18 protein-coding genes are annotated in these 25412 nt (G+C 48.7%); all 18 read right to left on the reverse strand.

The window, feature by feature from the left end; translation table 11 throughout:
* Positions 1-26: 26 nt before the first annotated feature.
* The 18 genes from GZH47_RS32585 to GZH47_RS32670 all read right to left on the reverse strand — a co-directional run bounded on the left by GZH47_RS32585 (position 27) and on the right by GZH47_RS32670 (position 25408).
* Positions 27-1013: a hypothetical protein gene (locus GZH47_RS32585; RefSeq protein ID WP_162645770.1), complete on the reverse strand. Its 987-nt coding sequence runs from the start codon at positions 1011-1013 to the stop codon at positions 27-29.
* A 97-nt stretch (positions 1014-1110) separates the two neighbouring features.
* Positions 1111-2502 (reverse strand): low copy number virion structural protein, encoded by a 1392-nt coding sequence (locus tag GZH47_RS32590; RefSeq protein WP_162645771.1) that lies wholly within the window; start codon positions 2500-2502, stop codon positions 1111-1113.
* 106 nt (positions 2503-2608) lie between these two features.
* Positions 2609-3247, reverse strand: coding sequence for a fibronectin type III domain-containing protein (locus GZH47_RS32595; protein ID WP_162645772.1), 639 nt, complete (start codon positions 3245-3247; stop codon positions 2609-2611).
* A 116-nt stretch (positions 3248-3363) separates the two neighbouring features.
* Entirely contained in the window at positions 3364-3810 is a 447-nt protein-coding gene (locus tag GZH47_RS32600) for a hypothetical protein (RefSeq protein ID WP_162645773.1), read from the reverse strand.
* Positions 3811-3823: 13 nt separating this feature from the next.
* Entirely contained in the window at positions 3824-4039 is a 216-nt protein-coding gene (locus GZH47_RS32605; RefSeq protein ID WP_162645774.1) for a hypothetical protein, read from the reverse strand.
* Positions 4040-4058: 19 nt separating this feature from the next.
* Complete coding sequence (locus GZH47_RS32610; RefSeq protein ID WP_162645775.1) at positions 4059-5324, reverse strand: LamG domain-containing protein; 1266 nt, start codon at positions 5322-5324, stop codon at positions 4059-4061.
* An 11-nt stretch (positions 5325-5335) separates the two neighbouring features.
* Complete coding sequence (locus tag GZH47_RS32615) at positions 5336-7630, reverse strand: discoidin domain-containing protein (protein WP_162645776.1); 2295 nt, start codon at positions 7628-7630, stop codon at positions 5336-5338.
* A 1-nt stretch (position 7631) separates the two neighbouring features.
* Entirely contained in the window at positions 7632-9635 is a 2004-nt protein-coding gene (locus GZH47_RS32620; protein ID WP_162645777.1) for a discoidin domain-containing protein, read from the reverse strand.
* Positions 9636-9662: 27 nt separating this feature from the next.
* Positions 9663-10658 carry a hypothetical protein gene (locus tag GZH47_RS32625; RefSeq protein ID WP_162645778.1) on the reverse strand — a complete coding sequence of 332 codons (996 nt, stop codon included), beginning with the start codon at positions 10656-10658 and terminating at the stop codon, positions 9663-9665.
* Position 10659: 1 nt separating this feature from the next.
* Positions 10660-14310, reverse strand: a complete 3651-nt coding sequence (locus tag GZH47_RS32630; RefSeq protein WP_162645779.1) for a discoidin domain-containing protein — start codon at positions 14308-14310, stop codon at positions 10660-10662.
* Positions 14311-14323: 13 nt separating this feature from the next.
* Positions 14324-15445: a discoidin domain-containing protein gene (locus tag GZH47_RS32635; RefSeq protein WP_162645780.1), complete on the reverse strand. Its 1122-nt coding sequence runs from the start codon at positions 15443-15445 to the stop codon at positions 14324-14326.
* Between the two features lies 1 nt (position 15446).
* Positions 15447-16610 (reverse strand): hypothetical protein, encoded by a 1164-nt coding sequence (locus tag GZH47_RS32640; RefSeq protein WP_162645781.1) that lies wholly within the window; start codon positions 16608-16610, stop codon positions 15447-15449.
* A gap of 15 nt (positions 16611-16625) precedes the next feature.
* A complete protein-coding gene (locus tag GZH47_RS32645; protein WP_162645782.1) occupies positions 16626-17066 on the reverse strand; it encodes a hypothetical protein in 441 nt (146 codons plus the stop codon).
* Between the two features lie 49 nt (positions 17067-17115).
* Positions 17116-17967, reverse strand: a complete 852-nt coding sequence (locus GZH47_RS32650) for a hypothetical protein (RefSeq protein WP_162645783.1) — start codon at positions 17965-17967, stop codon at positions 17116-17118.
* 15 nt (positions 17968-17982) lie between these two features.
* The gene (locus GZH47_RS32655) at positions 17983-18393 is read right to left on the reverse strand and encodes a hypothetical protein (RefSeq protein WP_162645784.1); all 411 of its coding nucleotides are present in this window, start codon (positions 18391-18393) and stop codon (positions 17983-17985) included.
* Positions 18380-18736 carry a hypothetical protein gene (locus tag GZH47_RS32660; RefSeq protein ID WP_162645785.1) on the reverse strand — a complete coding sequence of 119 codons (357 nt, stop codon included), beginning with the start codon at positions 18734-18736 and terminating at the stop codon, positions 18380-18382. Before GZH47_RS32660 ends, GZH47_RS32655 begins: the two co-directional genes overlap by 14 nt.
* A gap of 6 nt (positions 18737-18742) precedes the next feature.
* Positions 18743-19159, reverse strand: a complete 417-nt coding sequence (locus GZH47_RS32665) for a hypothetical protein (RefSeq protein ID WP_162645786.1) — start codon at positions 19157-19159, stop codon at positions 18743-18745.
* 6 nt (positions 19160-19165) lie between these two features.
* Entirely contained in the window at positions 19166-25408 is a 6243-nt protein-coding gene (locus GZH47_RS32670; protein ID WP_162645787.1) for a glucosaminidase domain-containing protein, read from the reverse strand.
* Positions 25409-25412: the final 4 nt, after the last annotated feature.

Genomic DNA, 25412 nt, shown 5'->3' on the forward strand with positions numbered 1-25412 from the left:
GCACCCGAAGGTGCTGGCATGATTGTTTATACCTGTGGTGTCTCTTGTTTGCTCCCACCGGAGTTTGCGTCCTTGCCCGCATTCAGGGAAACCCGATTCTTGTAATCCTGTAAAGCGAAATGGGCTTCTCTAAAGCTTGTCCAATCGGACTCCGGAATTTTGTCGAAGCTGGTCGCATACAAAATCATGTAGGCTTTGTCGTAGAAGTTATCGACCAGATACACGTAAGATTCAGCGTCGATCTCGTTTTGATCATACTTGAGCAGCCCCGCCTTTTCCCGATCCCAGATTTCTCTCCAAGATTTAGCTACACGTATTGCCTCCTGTAAACCCGTCGGATTATCCCTCAACTTCTCGATCATATCCGTTAAGTCGTTAGACTGCTGGACATAACCGGTCAGGAAGTAATCAAGCTCTGCATCCGGCAGTGTAGTTTTGTCATCCTCTTTGATCGGAGCGGCCGGCTGATCTGCTACGATCAAAGCGTGGAGCTCTTTCCAGTGCTGTTTCACAATCGTTTTGCGATGCCCGAATTGTGCCTCGGAAAGCACAGCATCAAGAGTTGTCCATTCCTTTGCGGAAACCTGCTTCGTTTCTTTGCTCAAAACGGAGAAGCCAACTCTATACATTCGATCGATGTGGTAGATAATATTGTTGATATCCGTATTGTACTTTTTAATCAGAACGGGCCGGTCCTTGTTCCATTTGGCGAGCCACTGCTTTCCGAGTTTGTTCAGGTTGGCTCTGGTGTTCGATCCGTCCTTCGTTGTCCTTACATAATCCCCAAAAGCTGTCGCTGAGCTAAAGTTGGTTTCTGCCAAAGCGTTTATCTTCTTGTCGCCGAAGTTTAGGTTTGGCGTCTTAATCATGCTGTATAGCTCGTCGATCTCGGCCTTCGTGAGCTGAGCAACAGTGGTCTTTGTTGGATCAACGTCTGCGAAGCTGACTCCCGGTACGATGATCGTAAAGATCATAGCCAAGAGGATAAAGCTGCTTAAAATTCTTCTCTTCATTCTGTCATCTCCTAGTCTTTGGTAGTGGGCCTATAGATCCATTATAGACGCATTACCAAAATCATGTAAATGAGAGAATATCAGATTTTAAGAGATATTAAGAGAAAACAGGAGATTTTGGCTCAAACATATAGTTTTTCCAGACTTCAATGTCGGAATCCCACATATTCGGTAAATAACCAAGTCCAGTGAGCGAGGCATCGATAGTATCCCAGAAACCTTCGTCCCAGTTGAATTTGCCCCACATGATCGGCGCAACCTGATTGATATAGGCAACCCAGTTTTCCAATGTCGCCGTTGCCTGGCCGTCTTGCTGATACATCAAAAGATGCAGCTCTTCATCCTCCTGATCGTGAAGCTCATGCTTCTTGATTCCTTGGATAAAGGATACGACATGCTTGTTACCCTGATTGACGGCTTGAATAATGATCGTGCCGTCGGCATCCACGGTGTAGGTGTTCAACTGCAGCGGCCGTCCATCCAGGCGCAGTGTTCGCTCATCAATCCCTTTTCCCTTGATGACGAGGTTCTTCAGGTCATTATTCCAAGTGATCCGCTTAATCAGGTTCAGTTCACGACCAAGCGCATGGGTAAGTCCTAGATCACTGCTGTTTGCCGGGTACCGGAATGCATCGAGGATCCGCTCTTTGTAATCGACGTTCTTCTCCTGATGGAGCCGCTCGACGCCGGTCAGCAGGCCGAACTCATCAAATGGATTCCAGATTTGATGCGGGATCGGCGTGGCCGTGATCGAGCTGCCGTTGATGACGATTTCTAGCGGATTGTACTTGAACTGCGAATACATCCGACGCTTGGTATAATCAACGATCGCTCCTTCTCCCAGCTTATTGAAGAAGAAGCTCTTGAGATCCGGAAGCAGCGGTATGACGATGCCGGCAGATCGAAATACAGCTGTATCTTCGGCATTAATGATCGGCAGCTCATAGATAAACACCCAATCGATCATGCGAGTATTTAGGAGCGGAATGAACTTTTGGCTCTTGATATCGTCGATGTCATCTTCGGCCACTTCGATCTGCATGGCAAGATAGTTCATGAATCGCTGCGCATTGCTTTCCTTAGACTGTCGAATGAAAGTCCAAAGCGGGAACTCGTCTCCCGTGGTCTCTTGAGTTTTGTCTGAATACCAATACTCGTTCATAAATATGGCGATCGTTCCAGACACATTGATCCGGCAGATGAGCTGCTTCTGCGTGGCATCGACTGTTGTAGCCATCTTTGTCCATTTCCCGGCTTGGTGCAGGCAGATCACTGCATACTTCGCTTCTGTCTCCGTCAGCCGGTTTGCATAATCAAAAGCGATAGTAATCGCTTGGCTGGCCGCTTTGGATTCGATCTCATATTGAAAGGGTGTCGGCCGGTAAGCTTCGTACATCGGGTCATCGACAATGACCGGGTGCTGCTGCCATTCGGCGACAATGTTTTTCTTGAATGTCGCCCCTTTTTCGCTGGTTAGGATTATATCCATATCATCACGTCCTATGCAAGACATTACACACTTATTATATCAGAACCTGAACATAAAGAAAGAGCATTTCCACACGAGGCAGAAATGCTCTTTCTGGTCCGGACGATTACAGAGAGTCGTCGATGGCCGATACAACATAGCTGTATTGGACACCGTTCTCGACCGTGCTATCGTCATGCAGCGTAACGCCAGCGCCGAGCTGCAGAAGGAACTGATGCTCTCCAGCGTCTGTAGCGACCTTACGGTACAGGCGGTAGCCTGCGAGGTTTTCGTTCTTCTTGGGCGCTGCGCCGTCGGTAACAGCATCCCAAGTGAGTCGGATGATTCCGTCGCCGGAAGTTGCAACCAGGTTCACAGGGATCGATGGGATCGTCTTCACAGCCAAGTCGTCGGAAGTTTCGCCTTCGTTTGGAGTCAGCTCATCATCAATTGCGGAAACCGCATAGATGTAAGATGCTCCGTCCAATGCAGTCGTGTCATCGTAAGTCGTAACTTGCGAAGAAGTCGTTGCTGCAACGGTGCCGATGGATGCGAACGAATCGCCTGCAGAATCCTTACGGTAGATGCGGTAGCCAGCCAAGTCGTCAATCGCCGTCTCATCCGAGTTCAAGGTAACTGGATCCCAGTTAAGGGTCACTTTGCCTTGGGCTACGGAATAGATGAGGTTTAAGACTTTGGCAGGCGATAGCGTATCACCGGCTGTAGCCAGGACTGCTGCGGATCTTAGAGATTCCAAGAATGCCATTTGCCCTCACACTCCTTTTTTTTATTTAATCCCAGCAAGGGGGATTAGTAGGAAAATATTACTATATTATCGTAACCCTTTAGTTCGATAAACTCAAAGTCCTACATTGCAATGCATTACGCTTCTCCAATGGTGTTGATCTTTCTTTCGATATGTTCCTTTCGATTTTGCAGGAATTCTTCCGATTTCTTGTAGGCGTATCCCATATAGTCGAAGAGCCAGTCGCTGTTCATGGTTTTGCCATCTGTAATTTGGTGAATGCTCAAGATTGCATTGAGTTTACTTTCAACTTCCTGGTCGTCAGCATTCAAACTAACGCCATTCATCTTCTTCGTCATGATCCGCATGAACCCGAACAAAATGAATTCTAGTGCCGATGTGCCTTGGTTTGGCTCAATCTTTTCAGATGCCATTTTGAACAGGACATTATTGACGTATACTTTGTCATCTTCTGGGAGTCCAGCGAAAACCTCTGGAGTCATTTCGCCGTCAAGTATCTGCGCTCTCAGGGCTGCCTCTCGTTTCACCGCATCGTCTACCAAGCTGATTCGTTCTCTAGCCATCGTATATTCCTCCTTATAGTTGTTGGATCCGATTCGGATCTGTATGAATCAGCCATGTGAATTTTTGATTGTCCCAGGCTTGGCACCGGTCTCCATGGTCCACAGATAGTAGGCATTGCTTCTTTCCAGGGATAGTCTCCAGCCCATGTTCTGTTTTGCATTTTTCTGCAAGCGAGCATTGGTAAACCATGCCGCCGCCTGTCTGCGTTACTACTCCAACTTGTGCCATGATGATACCCTCCTCTTATTTAGGACCAGGTGATTCCATAATTATTCAATGTAACACCTGGCTCCAATACCACTTTAATTCTCAGCTTCTTGTCTTTAGGCGAGACCCGATCCGTAAAATAAAACAACGTCTCTGGAACAATTCTCTCCCAGGTTGTACCATCATCACGAGAAATACTATATTTGCCAAGATACATGCCTGTCTGACCCGAAAACGGCGCTGGCACCCTAGTATTCGGCCAACCTGGCGTAGATATTGCAGTAACATATTCATCATAGTGCGCAGAATCTTTATACGAACCAGAGCCAACCGGATCGTCAAGCTTATAATAGCGCTCAAGCTTTGTTTCGTTTCCGGTCAATCTTTTGCTCATATTATCGGCAATTTCGGCATCCGTGCGAACGCCATTCCAGATCCTTACATCACTAATTGCACCGGAAAAATAATCGCTAGAATTGAAGCTTCCAATCTCTGTATAGCCTGTTGAAAAAACAGACATGACTGCAGTCTGCTTTTTTTGTGCATCTAGCACGCCATTGATATAAAATTTCATCCGTTCCTGCTCATCGATGCTAATGGCAAGGTGTGTCCACACTCCACCAGGAATATTGGTGGCATTGCCAATATCGTAATTACTACTGTCCGCCCGCAGCGCCAATTTTCCCGATACAAGTGAAAGCGCCCCAGACTGGCCCGAGCTATCGTGCCCAAATCGCACAATCGTGCCCGATGCGCTGTTGCTATTTGGTTTTACCCATGCCTCCAGTGTGAAGGCGGCATATGGCCCAGACGGTAGCCCCCTAACGCTGGAATTCTTTATATAATCATTTCCGTCAAAGTAGGTAGCAGTTTCAGGCACAACATACTCTTCAACAACAAGCACTGCTTTTTCTGGGGCGCTATCGGCGATTTCAGTCGTGGTTATGATTGTTCCGCCAGTTACTTTTCCCTCAGTTGTATTAAGTGTGTATCCACTGCTTTTTGCAATATCAATACCACTGCCGTCAAGGAAATCTTCAAACAACATATTTTGATGCTTGTACCGCAATGTCTTGGCAACTGCGTTGAGCTTGGCATTAGCCTTAATAATATTAATCGTGTCATTAATGATTAGCTTATTTGCTTTGGCAACGACATGATCAAGAGACTGATCGAAATGGTCGATCCTGGCTTTGACGTTGGGGTATGAGCCCTCAACGCCTGTGCTCAGGATGTCTTCTCTTGTTTTCTTTTGCTCCTTTGCCGCCTTATTGGCAGCCCCGTAGCTGATTACGTCCAGTCCCATATAGACTCCTCCTAGATCCAGGAATACGAAATGCCTTGAAGTTCCTGCCCGTTTTTTAAGACAGCTTTGACCCTTAGACTCTTCCCTGTAGGCAAGCTGTCCAGTTTGCTTAGCACGTCAGTCGTGGCCTTCAGCCAAGTAGACCCGTCATCTCTTGATATGAAAAGTTCCGGCTCTCGCACCTCTACAAGGTCATACCCAATTGCGAGCCCTTCAAGCATAGGGTTCAAAAGGTAACGGTTGTAGGCTGCTGTAACGCCGTCAGCCGATGCCACGTCGGTTAATGCCGACTGTTCGAGGTAAACACCGACACGAATCTTCCGGCTTATAAACGCTTCCCAGTTTGCTTGGGTGAAGGCAGTTATTTCCGAGGCAGCCAGGGCTTTGCTTTTCACATCACTCATATCTGAGATGTTTACCGATGTGCCGCCAAGGCCGATCCAAGTTGCTCCGCCGTCTGCGCTCAAGATGAACTTTGCGATGCCGGCCCCCGATTGCACCGTGGTCACATTCATGCCCTTCATCTGATCAAGATCAATATCATTTAGGGCAAGCACAAGAACTGGCTTCGGAACAGCGGTGGTTGACATGCTGCGAGTCGGCTCGCCTTCTTCGTCCGTCCAAACAAGTAGCTCTGGTAAGGTAGAACTCAGCAGCCGGAGCGTTTCGCTGTTGATGGCAGAAAGATCGGCCATCCCATCGGTATCGAACATGGCCTTGGTTGCCGGCGAGGTGCCGATCGTAGTCCAGGAACCTTTTGCCTCTATCAGTTCCATTTCTCCAATGGCGACATGGCCAGTGGATGAATAGTTTGCCGAAATAAGGATCCTGAAGTACCGATACAGGTTGGGATTAGAAGAGAATTCATAAACACTTCGAAGATTGCTTGTCGATACGGCCCCCGAAACGGTATGAAGATTATCCCACGCCGATTCGTCATTGCTGCCCTGTAAAATCCAGTTTTTTGGCGACTGAGGGAACGAAGGATGGTTCCTTGTTGTTATCGCATAACTCCCTATCCTTTTTTGCACGCCTGCGCCTAAATCAATCTGGAGCCACTGTGCTCCGGTGTCTGTATTAGAGGAGTGCCAGCAGTCATCGGCATCGGCATTTGTGTTATTGAATGCCTTCCAGGCATCATTTGTGGCCACGTAGATGGATGATGCCTTAATCAGATAGGGGCTTGGATTGTTATTGGCGGTCATTGCCGGCAATACATCATTCGGATAACTACTAGCTGCATACTTCTTTATATCTAATCCGTCCTGAAAGAGGTACTTATTCACGCTCACTTTGACCTGAGTGATCGAGTACGTTCCGCTGCCTCCACTCCCCCCATCACCGGATTCATCTCCACGGGTCCCGACTCCACGGGTTCCCCCAGCAACTGTAATTGTTCCTGCCTTTGTTGGAGTTGCTTTCGATGTCGCTAGTTCAACATGGCCACCGCCGCTCCCTCCACCACCGGCTCGGTATCCGTTCCCTCCTGCAGATCCGTTCGCCGAAATGGTCCCATTATTAATTACGTCAAATCCATAAATGATCAGAAGCCCGCCAGTCCCGGCACCACCTGGCCCCGCATCCCCTCGGTTTCCAGCAGCTGCAGCGCCACCAGGATTTCCCGCTCCACCTCCAGCACTGTGTGAGTAACTCGAGCTAGAATATCCTGCGCCGCCAGCTCCACCATTGGCGGCGGCTGACCCGGCAGTGCCGTTGTTGGATCCGCCGCCGCCAGAACCGCCTGAAAAAGATGTTGCGGCTGCTCCGGTTCCACCAGCTGCCCCACGAGCAGCGCCTGGTCCTCCTCCGCCTAGCTGCCGCCCTGTGCCGTTGTTGCCCGCTGCAGCTGATGTGTGTCCGCCAGTCTCAGATGTTTGGTATGGCTGCGCCTTAGCCGCAGCTCCATCTGCCGGAATGTAACAAAGGCTACCAGAAACATCATTGAACATATAGACGTTCTGGCCAGCTGCAGCAGCCCCACGAGCTGTCATCGTAATCGTACCATTGTTGGTCAGAACGCCCCTTACAAAAATAAGCATGCCACGCTTTCTGACTTGAGGAGTAATGGTGACGCCTGTACCTACCGTTAAGTTTTTATGATACTTTACAATTAGCATCCGTTGATCGGTCGTCGTATTCCCCAGCACAGGAGATGCTGTGTATTCAACATCTCCTGTGAAGTTTATCATCTCGACGTTAATGTCTACCGTTTCGCCGTTTGCAGTGGTGCTGAACACATGATCGCCATCAGGGATACTCCCCTGTAAGTAATCGAAGACGGTTTTCTTCCCAGTGTATGTGGCCAAATCAAGTCACCTCTATCTTTTCGATTGTCTTGAACTCGCCGACATCGATTACTTTTCGAAGCAGGTTTCCTGCCTGCGATGCGCTCTTAAATGCGGTATCGATAACCATGGCGCCCAGGTATATATTCTTTGGCTTCATGGACCCGTCGAATTGAATATACTTGTTGGTCTGAAATTGAGTCCCTTCGCTTTCGACAAAGTCATAGATGACCTTATTTGCGACTTCCGAAGGACCGGACAACTCTGCCTTTACTTTTACATACCGGCCATATGGGGATGCGACGGATCCATCTGCATTCAAAGGAGCATAGGACGTGAACGCACTGCCATCTATTGAAGTGGCAGTGTAATACTTTAGGATCGTATCTGTGCCAAGCATCTCGAGGTTTCCAATGATAACAGCTGGATCCGTTCCATTATTGTTTGCCGTAACGTAGACTCTGTACTTCTTGAAGGTCTTCTTATTTTTAAATCGGAACGTCTTTGATGAATAGTCGCTCCATATGACTCCAGATTGTGTGTCCAATGTAAGCCACGTCAATGTGCCTTCATCGTAAGCTTGGAACATGAAATTCTTTGGCATTTGTGCTAGGCGAGCGGCTATATCAATTGCCGGCGCCATCCGGTACCCCGTGATGGCTGTTGCTGTCAAGAACTCGTATCCAAGCCAATGTGGAAGTGCCACTCCGCTTGCGGAGCACCATCCATATCGGATTTGGTTGTCAAATGCCATCCACCCTGCCCACGCTGTTGCATCCCACTGTGAGCTGCAGGTTGCAGTACCATTCGATGTGGCACTGGTTAGCATTGGAACGCTATCTATAATTGATCCATGCGTTACAAGATCACTCAACGTCAACGGCCCCTTCGCATTGACTCCCAGATCCATAATTGGCGATTCGTAAGTTCCGATGGCCGGGTACTCGTTAACTTGAATGTGATTGTAACGCACTTCATTATACTTAGATACGAGACTGGCCCCAAGAATGCGAAGTCCGCTTCGACCTGATCCTGTGATTGAGGCGTCAGTCACACTGAGTTTCTCAACTCCGTTCAGATACGCCTTCAGCACATTCCCAGTGACCGTGAAACGTATTGTCGTTTTGACTCCTCTTGTGAAAGCAGGCTCAGTTGTATTGGCCAGAGAGGTCCAGGTACCAGATACCCTCTTATAAATCTGTAAACCAAATGAGCCTGTTCGATCTGAGATAGCCAACATGTAGGTGTTATTAAGATCTTTGAGTCTGGCGAGGATGCCTCCGTTAGCCTGCTCATCGGTTACGATCTCGATGTCAGCATCTTCACTTTGGAAATCACGGACTAGAAAATCATTATTTTCTCCGCCCGTTCCTGAAAGGACACCTAGAGTCGTATTAATGATCCAGTATGGCTTGGTCGTATTCGCCGGATCTGGAACAGGTGTGTAAAGGCCGAGGATATCCTTCGAGAAATTATCAATCAATGTGAAGGTTTTCTTTGCGGCCAGCTGAATCTTTCCGCCCGATCTCACGGTATTCATTAAGCTGCCGGCACTCATATCATTTGCCTTCATATCACTGGATGTGTTGCTCGACTGCTGAGAAATAACGACTGCTGTGGGGCTCTCTAATAATACTTCAGCTGTCGTTACAACTTCCGCAACACTTTTCGAAGGATCGATCTTGACTTTTTTCCCTGTTGCGTCGTAAACGTATCCGAATGACTTTGTTGCATCGATCCCGGTTTCATCGCCGAAGTCATCCAATGCCAAGTCAGTCATATGGTATTTGTTTTTGTTAATAAGTGCGTTCACCCGAAGATTATGCTTATTGATATTGGCCGCAGTTGCAGCTTCCATGGCGGATACACGATTCAGCAGAGCTACACCTGGATCTTTCTTTTCCAGTTCTGCCAATCTAGTTTTGACATCGGCATGAATATCCTCGACCCCGCTTCCAAGACGATTGTTAACTTCGGCAATCTTTTTCTTGGCCTTCGTAGCTTTGGACAATGAGATGATTTCCATATCCTCACTCCTTTGAAATGCGTGGGGCTACGCCCACGCATAAGAGATTGCCTTCAATTTTGCCGTGTCGCTCGGCAGTGTGATCTGAATTTTTAAGTCATTGCCTTGACTTCCTGTAATGTCTATCATAACTCCAATATTAAGAGGCGTCCAGGATACACCATCATTAAGAGAATATTTGAATGTACATAGCTCATGCTCCGCATTGACCATCAAGACTGTTCGGCCGGCCGGCAGTTCCTCGGCCTCTGTCTCCAGTATACCAGTTCCATGATACATCTTGGAACTGGAATCATAGAGATTATGCGTTGTGATCGTGGCTGAAAAGCTATTGCCCGTGGTTGTGTACAGCAGCGCTTTTGAGTTTGCTGGAATATTGGCCCATTGGTCAACTGTTACTGCATCCAAGGAGGGCAGCCCATACGTCTTAAACAAATTCTCAGTGGCCGGCGCTTGCCCAACCACTGTCCAGACATCGCCAACAAGACTGTATAAAGATGCGCCTGACTGTAGCAGTAGAAAAGGGTTTGGCTCTACAGAGATCGTATATTTCTGAACGGTTCTGTTAGAAGAAGTGAATGGCAGTGTTCCAAGCAACGTTAGCCCTGAATTACTTCTTGCATTCAAATTGCTTGCCACCGTGTAAGCAGAGGCACCATAGATTCGAATAGCTACTGGGATTCGCCCCTCTGGTGAACCGGCCCACACATTAATTTCTTTTACGGCGACGTCCTTTTTCAAATCAAGGGCAAATCGTGCCCATCCGTTGGCGGCAGCTTTATAGAGCATAATTGTAGAACTGGTAGATCCTGAAGTGTTATTCGTGTAGGTAAGGTTTCCATCGTTTAAATGGTTTGGGCCCCAAACACTCGCATCGGTCCAATACATATTATCGCCAGCACCGAATAGCTCTTTCGGCGTATAAGAGACCACTTGACCCAGGTTATCAATAACCTGGATCTCCGTGATCGTAGCGGCTTCTCCTGACGCAAGAGAATCAGCTTCCACAATCAGATAACGCATACTACCTCACCTGCACCTTCTTGATTTTTTGGATCGCCGCAAGATTTAGCTCCAACATTTTGCCGCTGCCGAGTACGACGGGGTTGACGAATGCACTTTCTGTTGAAGTCGTTTCCCCTGCTCCCGATGAAGAGATGCTTTTCATCTCTTCTGCTTGACACGTATCAATTACCATATCATGCAAAGTGTATTTCTCGCTCATAAGAAGCGCATTACTCTTGAAGTTGAGCTTAGCCAGATTGATTGCGTTGATCCTTTCGAGGTCCTGCAATCTACCTTCAATCGTTAGCTCATCGTATATGATCTTGATCGATTGGATTGTCGGGGTTTTATCCGACACCGGTTTCGGCGTGATGGTGATTAGATCAGCAAATGCGTTGTCTGTGATCTCTTCGATCTCCAGGTAGAAGGCGAATCGAATCTTGTTTGAGCCGCCCAGAAGCTCTTTCCATTGATCAATTGCAATACTATTGAACACTGCTGGCGACAGGCCATTTGCCTTGACGTCGGCCAAATTCGACGGCTCAACTGTGATCCATTGGGAGGAAATAGACTTCCATGTCGCTCCCTGATTGACACTGGCAATGATCCTTACGTTGCCAGCACCTTCGGCTTTTGCTGTTAGAGTCAAACTGTCAATCCCTTGTGCTGGAAGGATAATGTCCCCTGTTGGAAATACGAGGCGCCCCTTTGGAACAGCAGTCAAGGCAGCTTGCTTTGATTGGGCTTGAGTGTCACTTGTCCACACAAGAAGCTCTGGTGTCAACGAGACTAGCTGCTGAAGCATGGTATTGTTAATGAGAGACAAATCATCCATCCCATCGGAGTCGAACATTTCTCTTGTCACCGGGGCCTCGCCTACTTTGATCCAACCACTTGCGGTTGGTGGCGTTGTTGGCAAGATGCGCACTTCCGACAATTGAACCCAGTTGCCCCCCACACCATAAAACTCGAACTTATAGTATTTAAAAGCTGTGTCGTTTCCGAAGGTAAATGGCAGCTTGGTTGTCGCAGCCCCATTAAACCCAGTGCTGGCAATGCTGGCGACGAGCAAATAGTCAGACCCATTATTGCTACCATAAATATTAAAGCTCGCCGGCGCATCGGCCCCCCTATCACCAGAAGTCAGATCAACGCTTGAGATTGCGATCGCCGATGATAGTTCAAAGATTACGGATTGCGGACCACTTCCGTTCGACCACCAGATCGTGTTGGTTGCACCATCTACGAGATTAGAAGGCGGCCCTTGGTATGAAGTAGTCGCCGACACAGATGTAATGGTTGGCAGCACTCCTGTTGTCAAGACGCACTTTTTAATATCTGTTCCATCTTGAAACAGATATTTTGCACTGAACAGCAATTCAATTATAAAAACAGGACGGTAGCAGTTATTCGTTGGTCCTGCTTCGCTGGATAAAACACCACTGAATCCGGAAGCAGAACTATTACCTCTCACTACCCTTGACCCTGCCCCAGATGAATTACTGTTACTGCCGGCCGGGGCAGTCGTACTTGTTAATGACCATTTTCCAGTCCAGTTCCAGGTATTGTTATCTCCAGCTGTTATAGTGCCTCCGAGCGTCGAGCCACCGATATATTTATCCCACTCATTGTCTTTATCAGCTGAACCTATCCCGCCTGAGAGTAGCCGTGCAGACACGACAAATTGGTCAGCAATTGATAGCGAAGGTAAATCAACTCCTGTTGCATAGCCCGCTCGATTAAGTGCATCCCATGAGATTGAGCTCTGGATATTTCGGTCTGCAATTAATTTAATGCGTTCATCCCCTCTCTCTGCACCAACGCAGATCAGATAGAAGGCACCGCTAGGCGTTGATGCCGGACTGGCCGGAAGCAGATCAAGTGTGTTATTCCCCAGCGACCTAAAAGCACCAGGCGATCCAGCAACAGGAGCCTCGTAGTAACAGCGAATCCTTTTGCCAACAGTGAGCTCTTTGGGATTAGTGACTTCATCTGGATGAATAAGGTACCCGGTAGCATCGATATCAATAGCATCAATGGAAAAAATATTACTAGTGCTATCGGTAGTTATGACTACCTCATGCGTTGACAAAGGCAGATTCAGTGCCTCGAATACGATGAGTTGATAACTATTTAAGGCGTTGTTGGGGTTATATGAGTATCGCACTCCATCGACGCTAACTTTTACATTACTTACCCTGTTCGTATAATATAAGTCGATGATTCGCAAATTCTTTCCATAAAATTTAAAACTAATGGAATTGGTAGTGGCTCCGGAAAGTGTCATGTAGTGGCCTGTCCCTGCATAAGTATTGGGGTCATTTGTAACTGTCGCCCAACCTCCGCCTGCGTATTTGATTGAAGGATGAATATCATCATATCTCCGCCATCCAGGCTCCGGAGCAGTTAGCCTCTGCCCCACTTGGGCGACCATATAGCCGGTTGCATCGATATCGATTGCATCAACGCCAATGTAGCCCGTTCCTGCTAGAGACAGCTCAACAGTATGAACGCCCAGAGCCAACCCCACAATTTCATAGACGAGTGTTTGGTACTGGTATGGACTTCCTTGGGGATTGTAAGTTCCCGCATCCGACCCATCTATCTTGATATTAATCGTCGTTCTATTGGTTTCTTTCAGCTCAATAATGCGGAACTTCGTACCGTAAAATCGAAATACGACTTTTGCATCAGAGTTACTACTCGCAGAGGTTGATCCGCCTTCATAGTTGGTATGACTGTAGCTCGCCCATCCCGATCCGAGGTATGCAATATGCGAGTCCGTGTTGCTTACACGCAGCCAGGTTGGCTCGGGAGCGGTTAGCTGCTGTCCAACTTGGGCAAGCATCCATCCTGTTGAGTCAATATCTATAGCATCCAGGCCAATGTATCCAGATGTTTCCAGTGTAATTTCAACGGTGTGTATGCCGATCGTAAGTCCTTTCTTCTCATAAACAAGCCGCTGAAACAAAGAGCTTGCTGCAAGCGTGGAGTAAGTCTCCGCAGCTCCGCCGTCTATAGAAACGGAGGCTGTTCCTCGGTCTACATCCATGAGATCTATGATTCGAAGCATAGACCCGTAGAAGCTGAACTTAATCTTATCGCCGATGGTATTGCTTGCTACACAGGCTCCCTTATAGTAAGAGGCATTTGTATAGGTATTCCAGCCGGCTCCGACATAAGAGATTTGTGCAGCACTATCAACACGCTGCCATCCCGTCTCTGGGGAAGTCAGTTGTTGACCTATTAAAGTAAGGCTTCCAATTAAATCGATGGCGTCAAACTCAAAGATCGAAAAGAATCCGGAATTCGTAGCCGAAATCGTAACGTCATGCGTGCCGTTTGATAGTCCCTTTTTTTCGAATAATAGAACCTGGCCTGCCGCTACGCCGTTTGCTGAATAGCTATCTGACTGCCCGTCAATGACTACCGAAACATTGGACTGCCGATCAGAGTCCCGATACGATATGATTCGAAGAGCAGTGCCATTGAACTTAAAAGTGACAGAATGCAAATCTGGCGAAAACGTATATCTGGCCGTGCCGCCCGAATAGTTTGAGCCAGGGTTATCCGACCACGATCCGCCTTGATATTTAAATCGAGAATCACTTTGTTCATACCTTGTCCAGCCTGACTCAGGCGCCGTTAATGCTTGTCCTACTGTGGCCATACTTGCTCACCTCTTATTCGTGATATTCAAAGACTGGCCGAAATCCGACATTCGACCACGTTCCATTGGATGCACCCATCCCCCAAAATACTTTTGGGACACCTCCTGATAGACCTCGCTGCACTCTATTCGTTGATGATAATGCCGGCGTATCCTGCGTAAGAGTGGCGGAAAGGGAATAGTGGAAAACGTCATCCAATGTTTTACCTGTCTGGATTTTATCTTTTGGAAAACTGACTATACATTGATCCCACTCATTATTGTTAGGCCATGCCCCAAGACCTTGATCCGTGGTCGAAAAAGTTCTTAATAATGGATTCTCCTGTATGGACCAGTTATCAATGTTAAGCTCTGTTCCTCCATTGTTGCTTGTGATATTTAGACGGTAGTATTGATATGGCGTGTTATTTGCTAAGCTGAAAAATTTCGCTTCGCCATATGCCCAGCTAACTCCTTTTTGAGTGTCTAATACTGTCCATTCCAGTCCATCGTCTGATGCTTCAAATGTCCAATCTTTTGGCGCTCTTGTGATCCCTTCCTGAGCCTCCAGTGTGGTAATTGAGTAAGCTCTTATATACTTAGCGGATGTAAACTTATAGCAAATCCACCCAGTTGTTAGCCCGGATGCAGCACTCCAATAGCGAGAATTGGAACTATACCTTGCTCCGTCCAGTGCCCGCCACGCACCATAGTCCGCACTCCATTCACTACTTGCAAGGGCTACTCCGCTGGGAGAAGTATTGCTTGTCATAGTCGGAATATCAGATTTAAGGGCTGCATAGGTTATACCACCTGTTAGCGATCGGATAAGACCTGGCTCTTCTACGCCATCGTCCCAAGGAAGCCCTTGGATAAGCTTGCTACCATTAAGGACATCCCATGAAATCTTGTTTCTGACAACCCTATCGCAAATCAATAGTCCTTTTTTACACTTCACAAAATAAACCAGGCCTGTTGCGGAAGCATTGTCAGAGCCACCAGCCAAAGGAAGCTCTGTTCCTGTTGCATTTCCAAAATTGGTCAGGTAGTTTGCCAGACCCATACTGCTTCCATTAATTTGAACAGCAATGTAGTCCCCGATCTCCATATCGCTGATTTTGGTTCTTTGTATTCCGGTTGTTGCTGGTTTTCCCATGTTATCTCACCTCGATTTGAGTGATTTTTTTGAACAGGCTCCTATCTATTGGGCACGAGAACAATTTACCGGAATTAATTGATGTACCCTCGGTCATCGTATTAAAGTACGATGTGCGTAATTGGAGTTTTCCGTCCGCCGTAACAAATTGATCGAGCGCATATTGATTCATACTGTCTAATTGATTAAAATCCAGATTTACGTTTGAGACAGCACTCGACGACGCCGACATAGAAACCTTGATTTTAATATACCTTGTGTCCGGCGGGGAAGCGGGATCCAGTTGAGAGAAACCAGTAAAAGTGACTCCATCGGACGATGAAGCAGCCTCGAGTGAAACACGAGTTGAAGGCGGAGATTCCTGGTTTATGATTTCAATCAGAGTTGTGTCAATCCAGCCCTGGCTCAGATCGATAACAGGAGATTCCCAGGTTCCGGATGTGGCGTATAATGTGAGAGCTGTTTCTTTTAACATTTGCAAGAAGGACAATCTCACGCCAGCTGTACTGTTGGAGTCTGTGATATACAACCGGTATCGCTGATACATGCCAATTTTACTGCAAGTAAATGCTCTGATTTCTGACGCCAGCCAATCGGATACATTGGACCTAGAATCGAGGACCGTCCAACCAGAGCCATCCCATGCTTGAAATTGCCATGACTTGGGCATCCAACCTAAGTTAGATCCACCAGCTTCACACCCAAGATTGTATTGAACTATCTTTGTTGGTGTTGAAAATTCATACTGTAGCCATACGTTAGATGGAATGCTCGTTTTCCAAGTGCCAATGCCCGTCCCGCTTGAGGCTTGGGATCCATCTAAAGCCCTCCACGCTTCGTAGGATGAGAGCTGATCGTTTGTGGTCACTGCTGAATCACTGCCCGATAAAGGCGAAATAGCATTTTCAGGGCTTCCAGCAATTAATCCTACAGCTCTTAATTGGATTTTACCTCCACTCAGCTCCGTATCAGTAAATGTGCCTTGAGATAAATCTAATTGATTACTGCCAGCTGCTTTGATCTTGCTCGCCTGACCTTCTAGCCAGTCCAACCGTGAGTCAACAGTTGGGAATCGACCTTCTGCGGACGGAGCAATGACATTCTGATCCAGATCGGTGCTTCGTCTAAGGGCTGACGATGCCAGCCCGAGAGAAATAACATCCATCTCTGTTCACCGTCCTTATACGATCGTAGTGGTGGTTGCCACGTTTTCGATATTGCCGGTCGTGACATTGTAGGTATAGACTTTTTTGATGGTGATGCTTTGTCCATTTTCCGTGTATTTCTTATTTGAATAGTCCAGCGTCCCATTCACGGCGTCGGCGTATACATAATCGATCGTGTATATGATGTCGCCTGTGACCTCATGTTTAATTACGTTTCCGTTGTCGTCGTAGGTGAACTTCTCATTGAAGTTCCCAACCTCACCGAGAGCGCCGATCCTTTTCCGAAGCTCGTCGATTAGTTGCTCAAGCCCCGTCTTCGTAGCTTCAATTTTTGTATCAACGCCGCCGAGTCTTATCGACAAAGACTGGCTCGTTCCTTTTGCGCTTTCGAGATCCGAAAGCAGCTGCTGCAGCTCAAGTCCTAAATCTTGTTTGAGGATTTTAGTGGTGGACATATCAGTTCGACCTCCTTGATATACGTGCAAAATATTTTCCAGCAGCGGGTTACAGAATGTCGATCACTTTGGCGACAATCATCTCATCATTGAGAATCGCCTGATTGGTAAGCAGTACCGGCTGGTTATTCAAGTAGAATCTTGTGATGGTAAAATCCAAGATGTTTTTGTCGGCATCCATAATCTGTTGAACCAGGTCGTTATAGATGAACCCTTGGCCCATGTTAAAATTGGCGAAGTAGGTGTAGAGAGCTGACTTGCAATCAAATCGGATACGGTCCCGATCGGATGCGGTGGTGGATTCGTGGAACACGAGCTGCACCTGTAGCTCCATTGGAATCTCTCTTGGGAGCATGACGTTCCGCTTGACTCCATATGCTTTAATGTCCTGGAACACTTTGAATACATTTGCTTTTACGTCTGCTGGCGTAAACCCGAAGGATGGCACAATCATAAAGCTGAAGCTCCCTGTACCATGTGTGAACTCCATGCCGACTACATCGTCAACGCCAGGCACAGCCAAGGCTGCAAGTCGCAGCGCCTGGTAATTGGCGTTGGCTGCCGTCAGGACCCGCTGCGAGATTTCGTATCGGTATGTCTTGTCGTCGATTAGCTGCTGCGTGATCAGCCCTGTCTTCTCGTCGTAGATCGTTTGGATCCGGCGAGGGTAGCTGAAGAGCTGGCCGATCATATCCAGATATTGGTCTACAGCCTTACTGAGAAACCCCATATTCAGCACTTCTTCTGCATAGTCATACAGGCTCGGGAACTCGTCTTTCATGGCCTCGACCAGTGCCCTAGCGATCGCTCCGGGCTTGAAGTTAGTGATCGGCGTATTGTTCTTGATCTTCTCCATAGCATCCCGCAGGACCTGATCCGCCGTTCGTTTTAATAGAGCCATTCCGCTCACCTGCCTTTACAGATCTAAGCTTTGCTTGATGGCCAGCGGCTTTTCTTCGCCGGCATCCAGCAGCATATAAAAATCAATTTGTTCGATACTGATGGGAACCGGCCGGATATACAAGTCAGCCTGCAAGAAGCGGCCATCCGCCATTAAAGTATCGTAAATCTGTGTAACGCCTTTCGCTGCCGTTTCTCTCGTGTTCGGTTCTCCTTCGAGAAGCTCCAGATCTCCACCGATCTGATTGTGGTGCCGCCAGTCACCCCGCTGCGTTCGGACACGATTGATGATGTCTTGCCTTGCGCAGTCGTAGGGGCCGGTAAGTGCGAAGTCCACCAGCCCATCTGCATCTGGCTTGCCAAGGATCACGTCACCCTCCACGCCATCAGCGTAAAAGGCCATGTCCACCTCGTTATACCTCTTCATCCGCCTTCCCTCCAATCAGCCCCAAGATCTCCTCTTGCTCCGTATCGATGATCGTAAACTCGTGATCGCCAGAAAACACTTTGAACTGGGAGCAGAACAGATTCACTCGGGCAGCGTAAATGGAGAACGTCTTGCTTTCCGGATCCATCCGGAAACCCAACCCATAATCTGAGAATCCTTCGAGCACACCACTGGATCGGGCAAGCAGTCCGGCGCCTGACAGGGGGTTAACGAAGCCGACATCCTCGCTGCTGGCCATTGTCGATTCCTCGGCCAGTGTGTTCAAATTCGTTTCTTGTGGAAACATTATGCTGTTGAGCGTATCCATCCAGGAGTCAGCCATGAACTATCACCCCAATCCGAAGGTATCGCCGACGGCGTAGAAGAGATTCCGGAAGAACCTTGATTCTACCGACGGTTCTCTGTAGTAGGCCGTGACGATCGGAGTGCTGGCATCACCATTAATAAACTGCACCCATACCCTGTCGTTTTCTTTTAAGCCTTTGTCAATGATGCCTGTCGAATAAACAAAACAAGGGACATCATGAAATTCCTTAACACGATTTCCCTGATTCACATGAATATCCACCGTATGTTGCGTACTCTTTTCTATGGAGGCCCCTTGATGTCTCTTGCAGCTGCAGGTATCAGCCTGCCGGTGGTAATTCACCACATAGCCGATCAGGCCGGAGGTGCGTGTATCCAGCGCACCCTCCGTTCCTGCCTTTGCGAGTTTCTGACGAAGCGGGGTTTGATCTAATGCCATAATGCATCATCCCCTGATATATGATAAGTGCAGATGATTGAAGTGATCGTTCCGCTGCGTAATCACGGTACCAGGATACTTGGTTTTGCACGTTGCAATGACGTCTACATCCCCATGTATGATTCCGCCAAACCCGGTCTCGACTGCACAATCAATCAAGATTTCCAAATTTCTTTTTTCCTTGCTCCCTTTCGGGAACCGGTATGCTCCGGAGATGTAAGGTGCATTTGGAGTATCGACATCGCACCCGTACCCCGTTCCGTGCCAGTTTGGATCCCCAGGGCGGTAAGCACTCGTGATGGCCATTGTTTCTCCGGTGCGACTCTTATACAGCGACCCCATGCGTTCAAGCGCATTGTAGGAAGCCTGCCGGATAAGCGAAGACTCAGAAACCAATGTGAGCCTAATATTGGTCAACGGCTGCGTCTTCAGATCAATTAAGACGCTTTTGGCTTCCGCCGGCTGCACTCGGTATTTCGTGCTGCCTTGAGTTCCGAGTACCGTGACGCCATCTGCGCTCGAAGCGCTGATCGGCGGCTTGTAGTTCGGGTCCAACATGGCAATCTTCCGCATGATTCCGGCTATACCATTCGCCCAGTTTTTGTCTGTGGCATACTTCTTGTTCATGCCGACCAGGGTTGCCCCGCCAAAATACTTTCCGTCCGGCAGAAGATAATCCCTCTTGATCTGCTGCGCTGCGAAGTTGATGCAATGCTGCTTGCTATCGAACGTCCAGGCAGACTCATAGGGGCTTGAATCGTAGGCGCCGTATCCAAACATGTTGTTTTTGTCCCGGAAGATCCTAGAGTCCCCCCAGCCCGTCTCCCAGGCGGCGTGAGCTGCCAGATATAAGCCGTTGATGACCCCGGCAATCTGTACCGTCTGACCCGTCTTCGGGTTTCGCACAGGCGGGATAGAAGTCTCTACAGCTACAAACGCTTGTCCTAGACCGGCCAGCGGCGTTCCGGAAAATGCCTTGTTAATCGCCTCTGCCGAGATTCCGCTCGGCGTGTTCAGATCCATGTTGGCATATCCGGTTCCTGATTGACCCGGAACAGCTACCGGATCGACCGTGTAGATTGAGTCTCGATTATTTTCCTCGTCGAGTGAATCTACTCGTTTCAGGTAGGCTTCCTGCGCTTCGATAACCTCTTGCTCATATCTTGCTTTGAACTTCTCATCGTAAGGCACTACACGACGGTGAGCTTGAATGAAGTTGGCCACAACTACATTGGGGTCATACGGCAGATTATCCGTACTCGTTTCTCCTGCAGTCTGCACCTTCGGAATGTCAAACGCATCGGTCGCCTGCTGATTGGCAGCGTACTTGGAGACGTCTGCCCCCAGGAACGAGAAGAATACCGATTGCCACTTGCCAGTGAATATACGCTGGATCAAGTCGGGCGAGTCCGTGATAACCGAGCCTTTGTGACCATTGATGCCGGCCGAGAACTCATATCCGTCCTTCTGCAGCGTCGCAATCATGCAAGCTTGCCTCGTAAAGAGGAATCGTTCCAAATACTCCGCCACGCCCGCCAAGGCCACCTCTGTGACCAGTGTTTCAATCAGCACCGGAATGATGCCGACTCCCGTCGCAGACACAGCTCCTCGGACCGCCCAGCGACCTGCCCGCAAGCTTTTTCCGGCGATCTTTGCACCAGTGAAAGCTAGCTTTGACGTAATGCGACGCATCTTCGCTATTTTAGTTATATTGATTTTATCATAACCCAGAATACGGTTATCACTCAAAATGTCGTCAGCCTTGTCAAAGAGATCTTCCATCTTTGAGAGCTCGAGATTGTCCAATGTCTTGATGATATCGTCCAATAGCCCACTGGCTTTCCATTTCTTTCTCGTTTCTTCCGAGATGGGATTATATTCCCGCCACTTGCCCGTAACCTCGTCATATTCCCATATGTTCGTGCCGGCAGCCGGCTTCGGATTTACATTGAGCATTTCTTTCAGCTTATCAATGCCCTTGTCGATTTTGAATGTCTGCGTCATTTTCTTGTATTGCCGTTTGATCAAGCCCCATGCCGCATTCATGATCGGGAATGCACCCTTGTAATTCGGGTTCGCCAGAATCCCACGGAGCACCAGTGTCATGGTGAGTGCCGTGCCGATCGAGTAGCAGCTGTGCATGAAGTTCATTTGAGTCTGGTCGGAATTGACGACTACCGCATCCGGCTTGACCATCGTTATAAAACCGAACTCCATGTTCATCATCTGCGTGACTTCCCGCACCTCTGCCGGGCCTGTGATGCTGTTCCAAGTGTCATTGATTAGCATTTGGTCGAACGGCTTGACGGCCGGTTCTCCTACGAGAGTCAGGTATCCGTCGTACATCTCTTTGACATGATCTTTGAGTCCGCTCGCTGCGATCTTAATCGCAACGCCCTCATCGTAATACCATTTAAACGGCTTGTTCAGCCATCCACCGATGAGCGGAATGTTTTGGACCAGCCGGATGCCCTGGGCGTTCAGAGTCGTGTCCAGGTTCACCGTGCGCAGCTTCTCCGGCCAGATGTTTGTATCCACGTAGATCGGCTCCGTCGTGTCCAGCTTTCCCTCGTTGTAATACGTGCCGATCGCTACGTTGTACATGTTCTGCTCGGTGGCCGTGATGCTGTTATCCATGATGTTGGTCCAGCTATCAAAGACGTGGAACTGACGGAATGTCTTTCGGTACAGCGAGATGTTGTCATCCTCGTCCACATGATACCCAAAGGCAATCGGCATGGTTGGCTTACCGCTGAATATTGTGCTTCTGAAATCGAACGGATGCACAGCCACAACATGATCTTGCCCGATTGCTGCCGTGATGTTCAGGACGTCCCACACCGTCTTGTCATACAAGTTAATGTTGATGCCAGGCTCGTCAGCATCCCCTACCCCAAAGAAGTCTCCCATCCGGCTCCAGAACCCGACCTCCGAATTGAGTTTGCCTGTCACCTCGTAGACATTCATGTTGATCTCGTTCATGATCCGGCTGGTTAACTCGCCGAACAGATTATCTGCCGGCCGCCCCGGAGCTCCGAAGTGGATGATTCCGAGCGAGTGCTTGGCGTAATCGGCGTTGCTGAAAGCCTGCTTTAGGTTTCCGAAGAAGCCCTGGTCATCCCGCAGCAATGCATCGACAATCTCCGTAGGCTCTTTCTTGCTGAAGATAAAACCGCTCGTTGTGTCATCCGGATTGGCTTTGATTTTGTTGGTCAGTTCGATGCCATCGTCTTGCACGACCACGGACACGCTTTCGCCGTTGTTCTGCAATTCTGTAATGGTGCCATTCATCAGCGTCGGCATGCTCATCGGATTCGATCCATACCCCATACGGAAGTGGACCCTGGCGCCAGTGCGGAGCATAATTGACTTGTAGAAGCTGGCATCTCGATTGCGGCTGCGCTCTGCCTCTTTAGCGGCGAAGCCCGGTGCGAGCAGCGATTGAACCAGATCCCATGCGCCATGATGTGTTAGATCCATCGCCTTGACGCCATCAGATAGGCTGCCGTACACGTTGCTCATTTCGAGGGATAAGGTGCTTGAGGCCACCTTCCGGCTGTTCGTATACATGATGTCCGTAACAGCCTGATACCCAAAGTAACGGTCTGACATTTTGATCGTGCCCATGTATTGCCCTTCATCGACGAACATTAGGAAGAAAGACGGAAACGCCCGCACAAGACGGCCACGTCGGTCGTATTTCTCCAGATCATGGAACATCTCACGCAGCGTCGTTTCCTCATCCTCAAAATCGGATTCTTCATGAACCGAGTCCGATTTGGCATAGACGGTCGCATTCTGCAGGCTGGCTGTTTTGTAATCCGGCACCGGCAGCTCACTGACTTTCTTTTGAATGGTTGCCTCATCCCATTCTTTCGTTTGGCCGATGATCGTCAGCATCTTCTTGATTTGGACGACTAGTGCATAGGAGAGCTTCTTGTTGGATTTGTACAGCCGGCCATACTCTGTCTCAAAGCCAAGGTACAGGCAGACAGCAGCGGCAAAATAGCATCTCTCCGTATCCGTCGCCTTATCGGCGTTTAAGCCGAATGCATCGTAAACATACGAGCTGATCATGTTCGAGGTCTTCACCTTGTTGAAATAATACTGTAGGTGTGCGACACCCGTCTCGATGTTGTACTCGTAGTTCATGCCAAGCGAATTCGGCTCCCCCATGATAGGACTAACCCGCATAATGCCAATATGCGCCGCTTCCCGGATAAAGCTGGTATCGGCAAAGAACTTCATCTCTGCAGTCTGCATAATTGGCACGTTCGATTTCTCCACATAAACGTTGCCGAGCGACGTATTGGCGCCGTATCCTGTCGCATAGAAGTGACGAAGCTTTTCGTCAAAGGATTTTGCAAAGGCCACGGCCCATGATTGCTTAATGACATTCGTCTGCGGGTTCGGATTCAATGGGGTCTGCTGCTGAGCAACGGCAGCAGTAAGATCCTTCATTTTCTGAAAGGTCTTCTGCCGGATCAAGGACTCGAACTCCGTTGCCGTCAGATTGGTTTCATTCGTTTCTTCCGGTGCCTCCTGAGCAACGCTTGGCTTTTTGCTCGCCGCTCGCTCGGTCTGCAGCTTGGCCGTATAATCTTTCGATTTCTCATCCGGCTTGAAACTGGCTTTGTCAACCACTGCCGTGCCGCCTATTGTGTCCCTGGCTTCCGATTTGAAGGCGCTGTTTAGGTGATCCACCGCCTCCTGACCCACCGTCACAAAGTCATCATAGATCAGGAAGAAATCCGGCTCGACGTAAAACCCATCGTTGTTGTTAATGATCTGAAAGCCCGCTTCAGCCACTTCCGTGTAGGTTGGTAACTCCAAATCCGGATAGATTTCCACCGCTGTGAAGTTCTTCTTGATCTTGGCCTCATACAAGACTTTTTGCTTCACGTCGAGATCCATGTACCCTTTGACAGCAAGATCTCTGAATACCGGTCGATCCTTCAGCCAGGATGCCCATCCGAAGAAAGGGATCAGCAGTTTGGCGTTTGAGTTTCGCCATCCATCGATCTCCCATACCGCATCGTCCCCGTTCATCAGCCTTGTTTCAGCCAGCTTCTTCTGCGCCCGGTTAAAAGCGATCAGCGTGAGCTGGATATCAAATACGCCTGGCTGCCCCTCGACTGTCGTGGATTGTACGTCTTGGACGACCACGAATTTGACACCAAAGAGGTTGGCCAGCGGATGATCAAACTGGATGAAACCGTTAGAGATTTCCTTGTGGTATTCCCGCACCAGATAGTTTGCTCGGCGAACCATGCCATCGAACTGCGCCAGTGTTTCCGAGTCATCCGTGCGGAAGCGGGCCACGATCACCGTATCTTGGGATCCCAAGTATTGATGTGTCGGTGTTTCATGCGCCTGGATCTGCAGCGACGTGATGACGTTCTGGAAGCTTATGCTGAGATCTGTCAGATGCAGATCATCAAACATCCAGTCTTCCATCGTAATGTCATACTCGAAGATGGCTTTTTTGTAATGCTCGTCGAAGTTTTGGTTAAACAGATCCTCGTCGAGCTCATCGAACGGAAGTGTCTCTCCATCGAAATCCTCGATGTCCACGTATTTCTTATCGGCCATGTCGTCCTGCCATGCCTTTATCATTTTATCCCGGTCCACCCGCCAGCGGCGGATCGCATCAAGGTCGCCCTCAAAGGCTGTCTTAAACTTGAACTGATCCGTCATCTCCTGGCGCATGGGTTCGAAATACGTATAACGTCCTTCGCTCGGCTCCAGGCTTCGACGATAGTACCAGCGGAATAACGGCCAGTTGAAAAGATCGTCAAAGGTGCGGTCATTCTCGTTGAAAATGTAGACGAATGGATTAAATGAATAGAGCTGCAGATTTGCCGTAATCGCCTGCGGAAATCCTGGCACTGTGGAAACTGTGATTCCGGCAACGCTCACTGCCTGAATATCGTAGACGTCATTCAGGTGCATACTTTGGACCGGAAGAAATGGGCACTTTTTGACCTGGGCCAGTAGCGGCCGCAACTCATTGTTGATTGACTCCATATCCGGGAAAAACAGCGACAAATCGACCACGAGATCGAAATAGCCGCTGCCCTTAATAAAACTGCCCCGGCTCCGGAGCATATTAACTGTTTCATTTTTCATACGCTTGGTGACGGTGATGGCCGTGGGAGGCACGTAAAACTGCGTATCGCCAATGCGCAAATGATGAGGGAGAAGACTCCCATAGAGGGAGTCCCGATCATCTATTCCTTTTGAGGCCATATAT

The sequence above is a fragment of the Paenibacillus rhizovicinus genome, from assembly GCF_010365285.1.
Taxonomy (GTDB): domain Bacteria; phylum Bacillota; class Bacilli; order Paenibacillales; family Paenibacillaceae; genus Paenibacillus_Z; species Paenibacillus_Z rhizovicinus.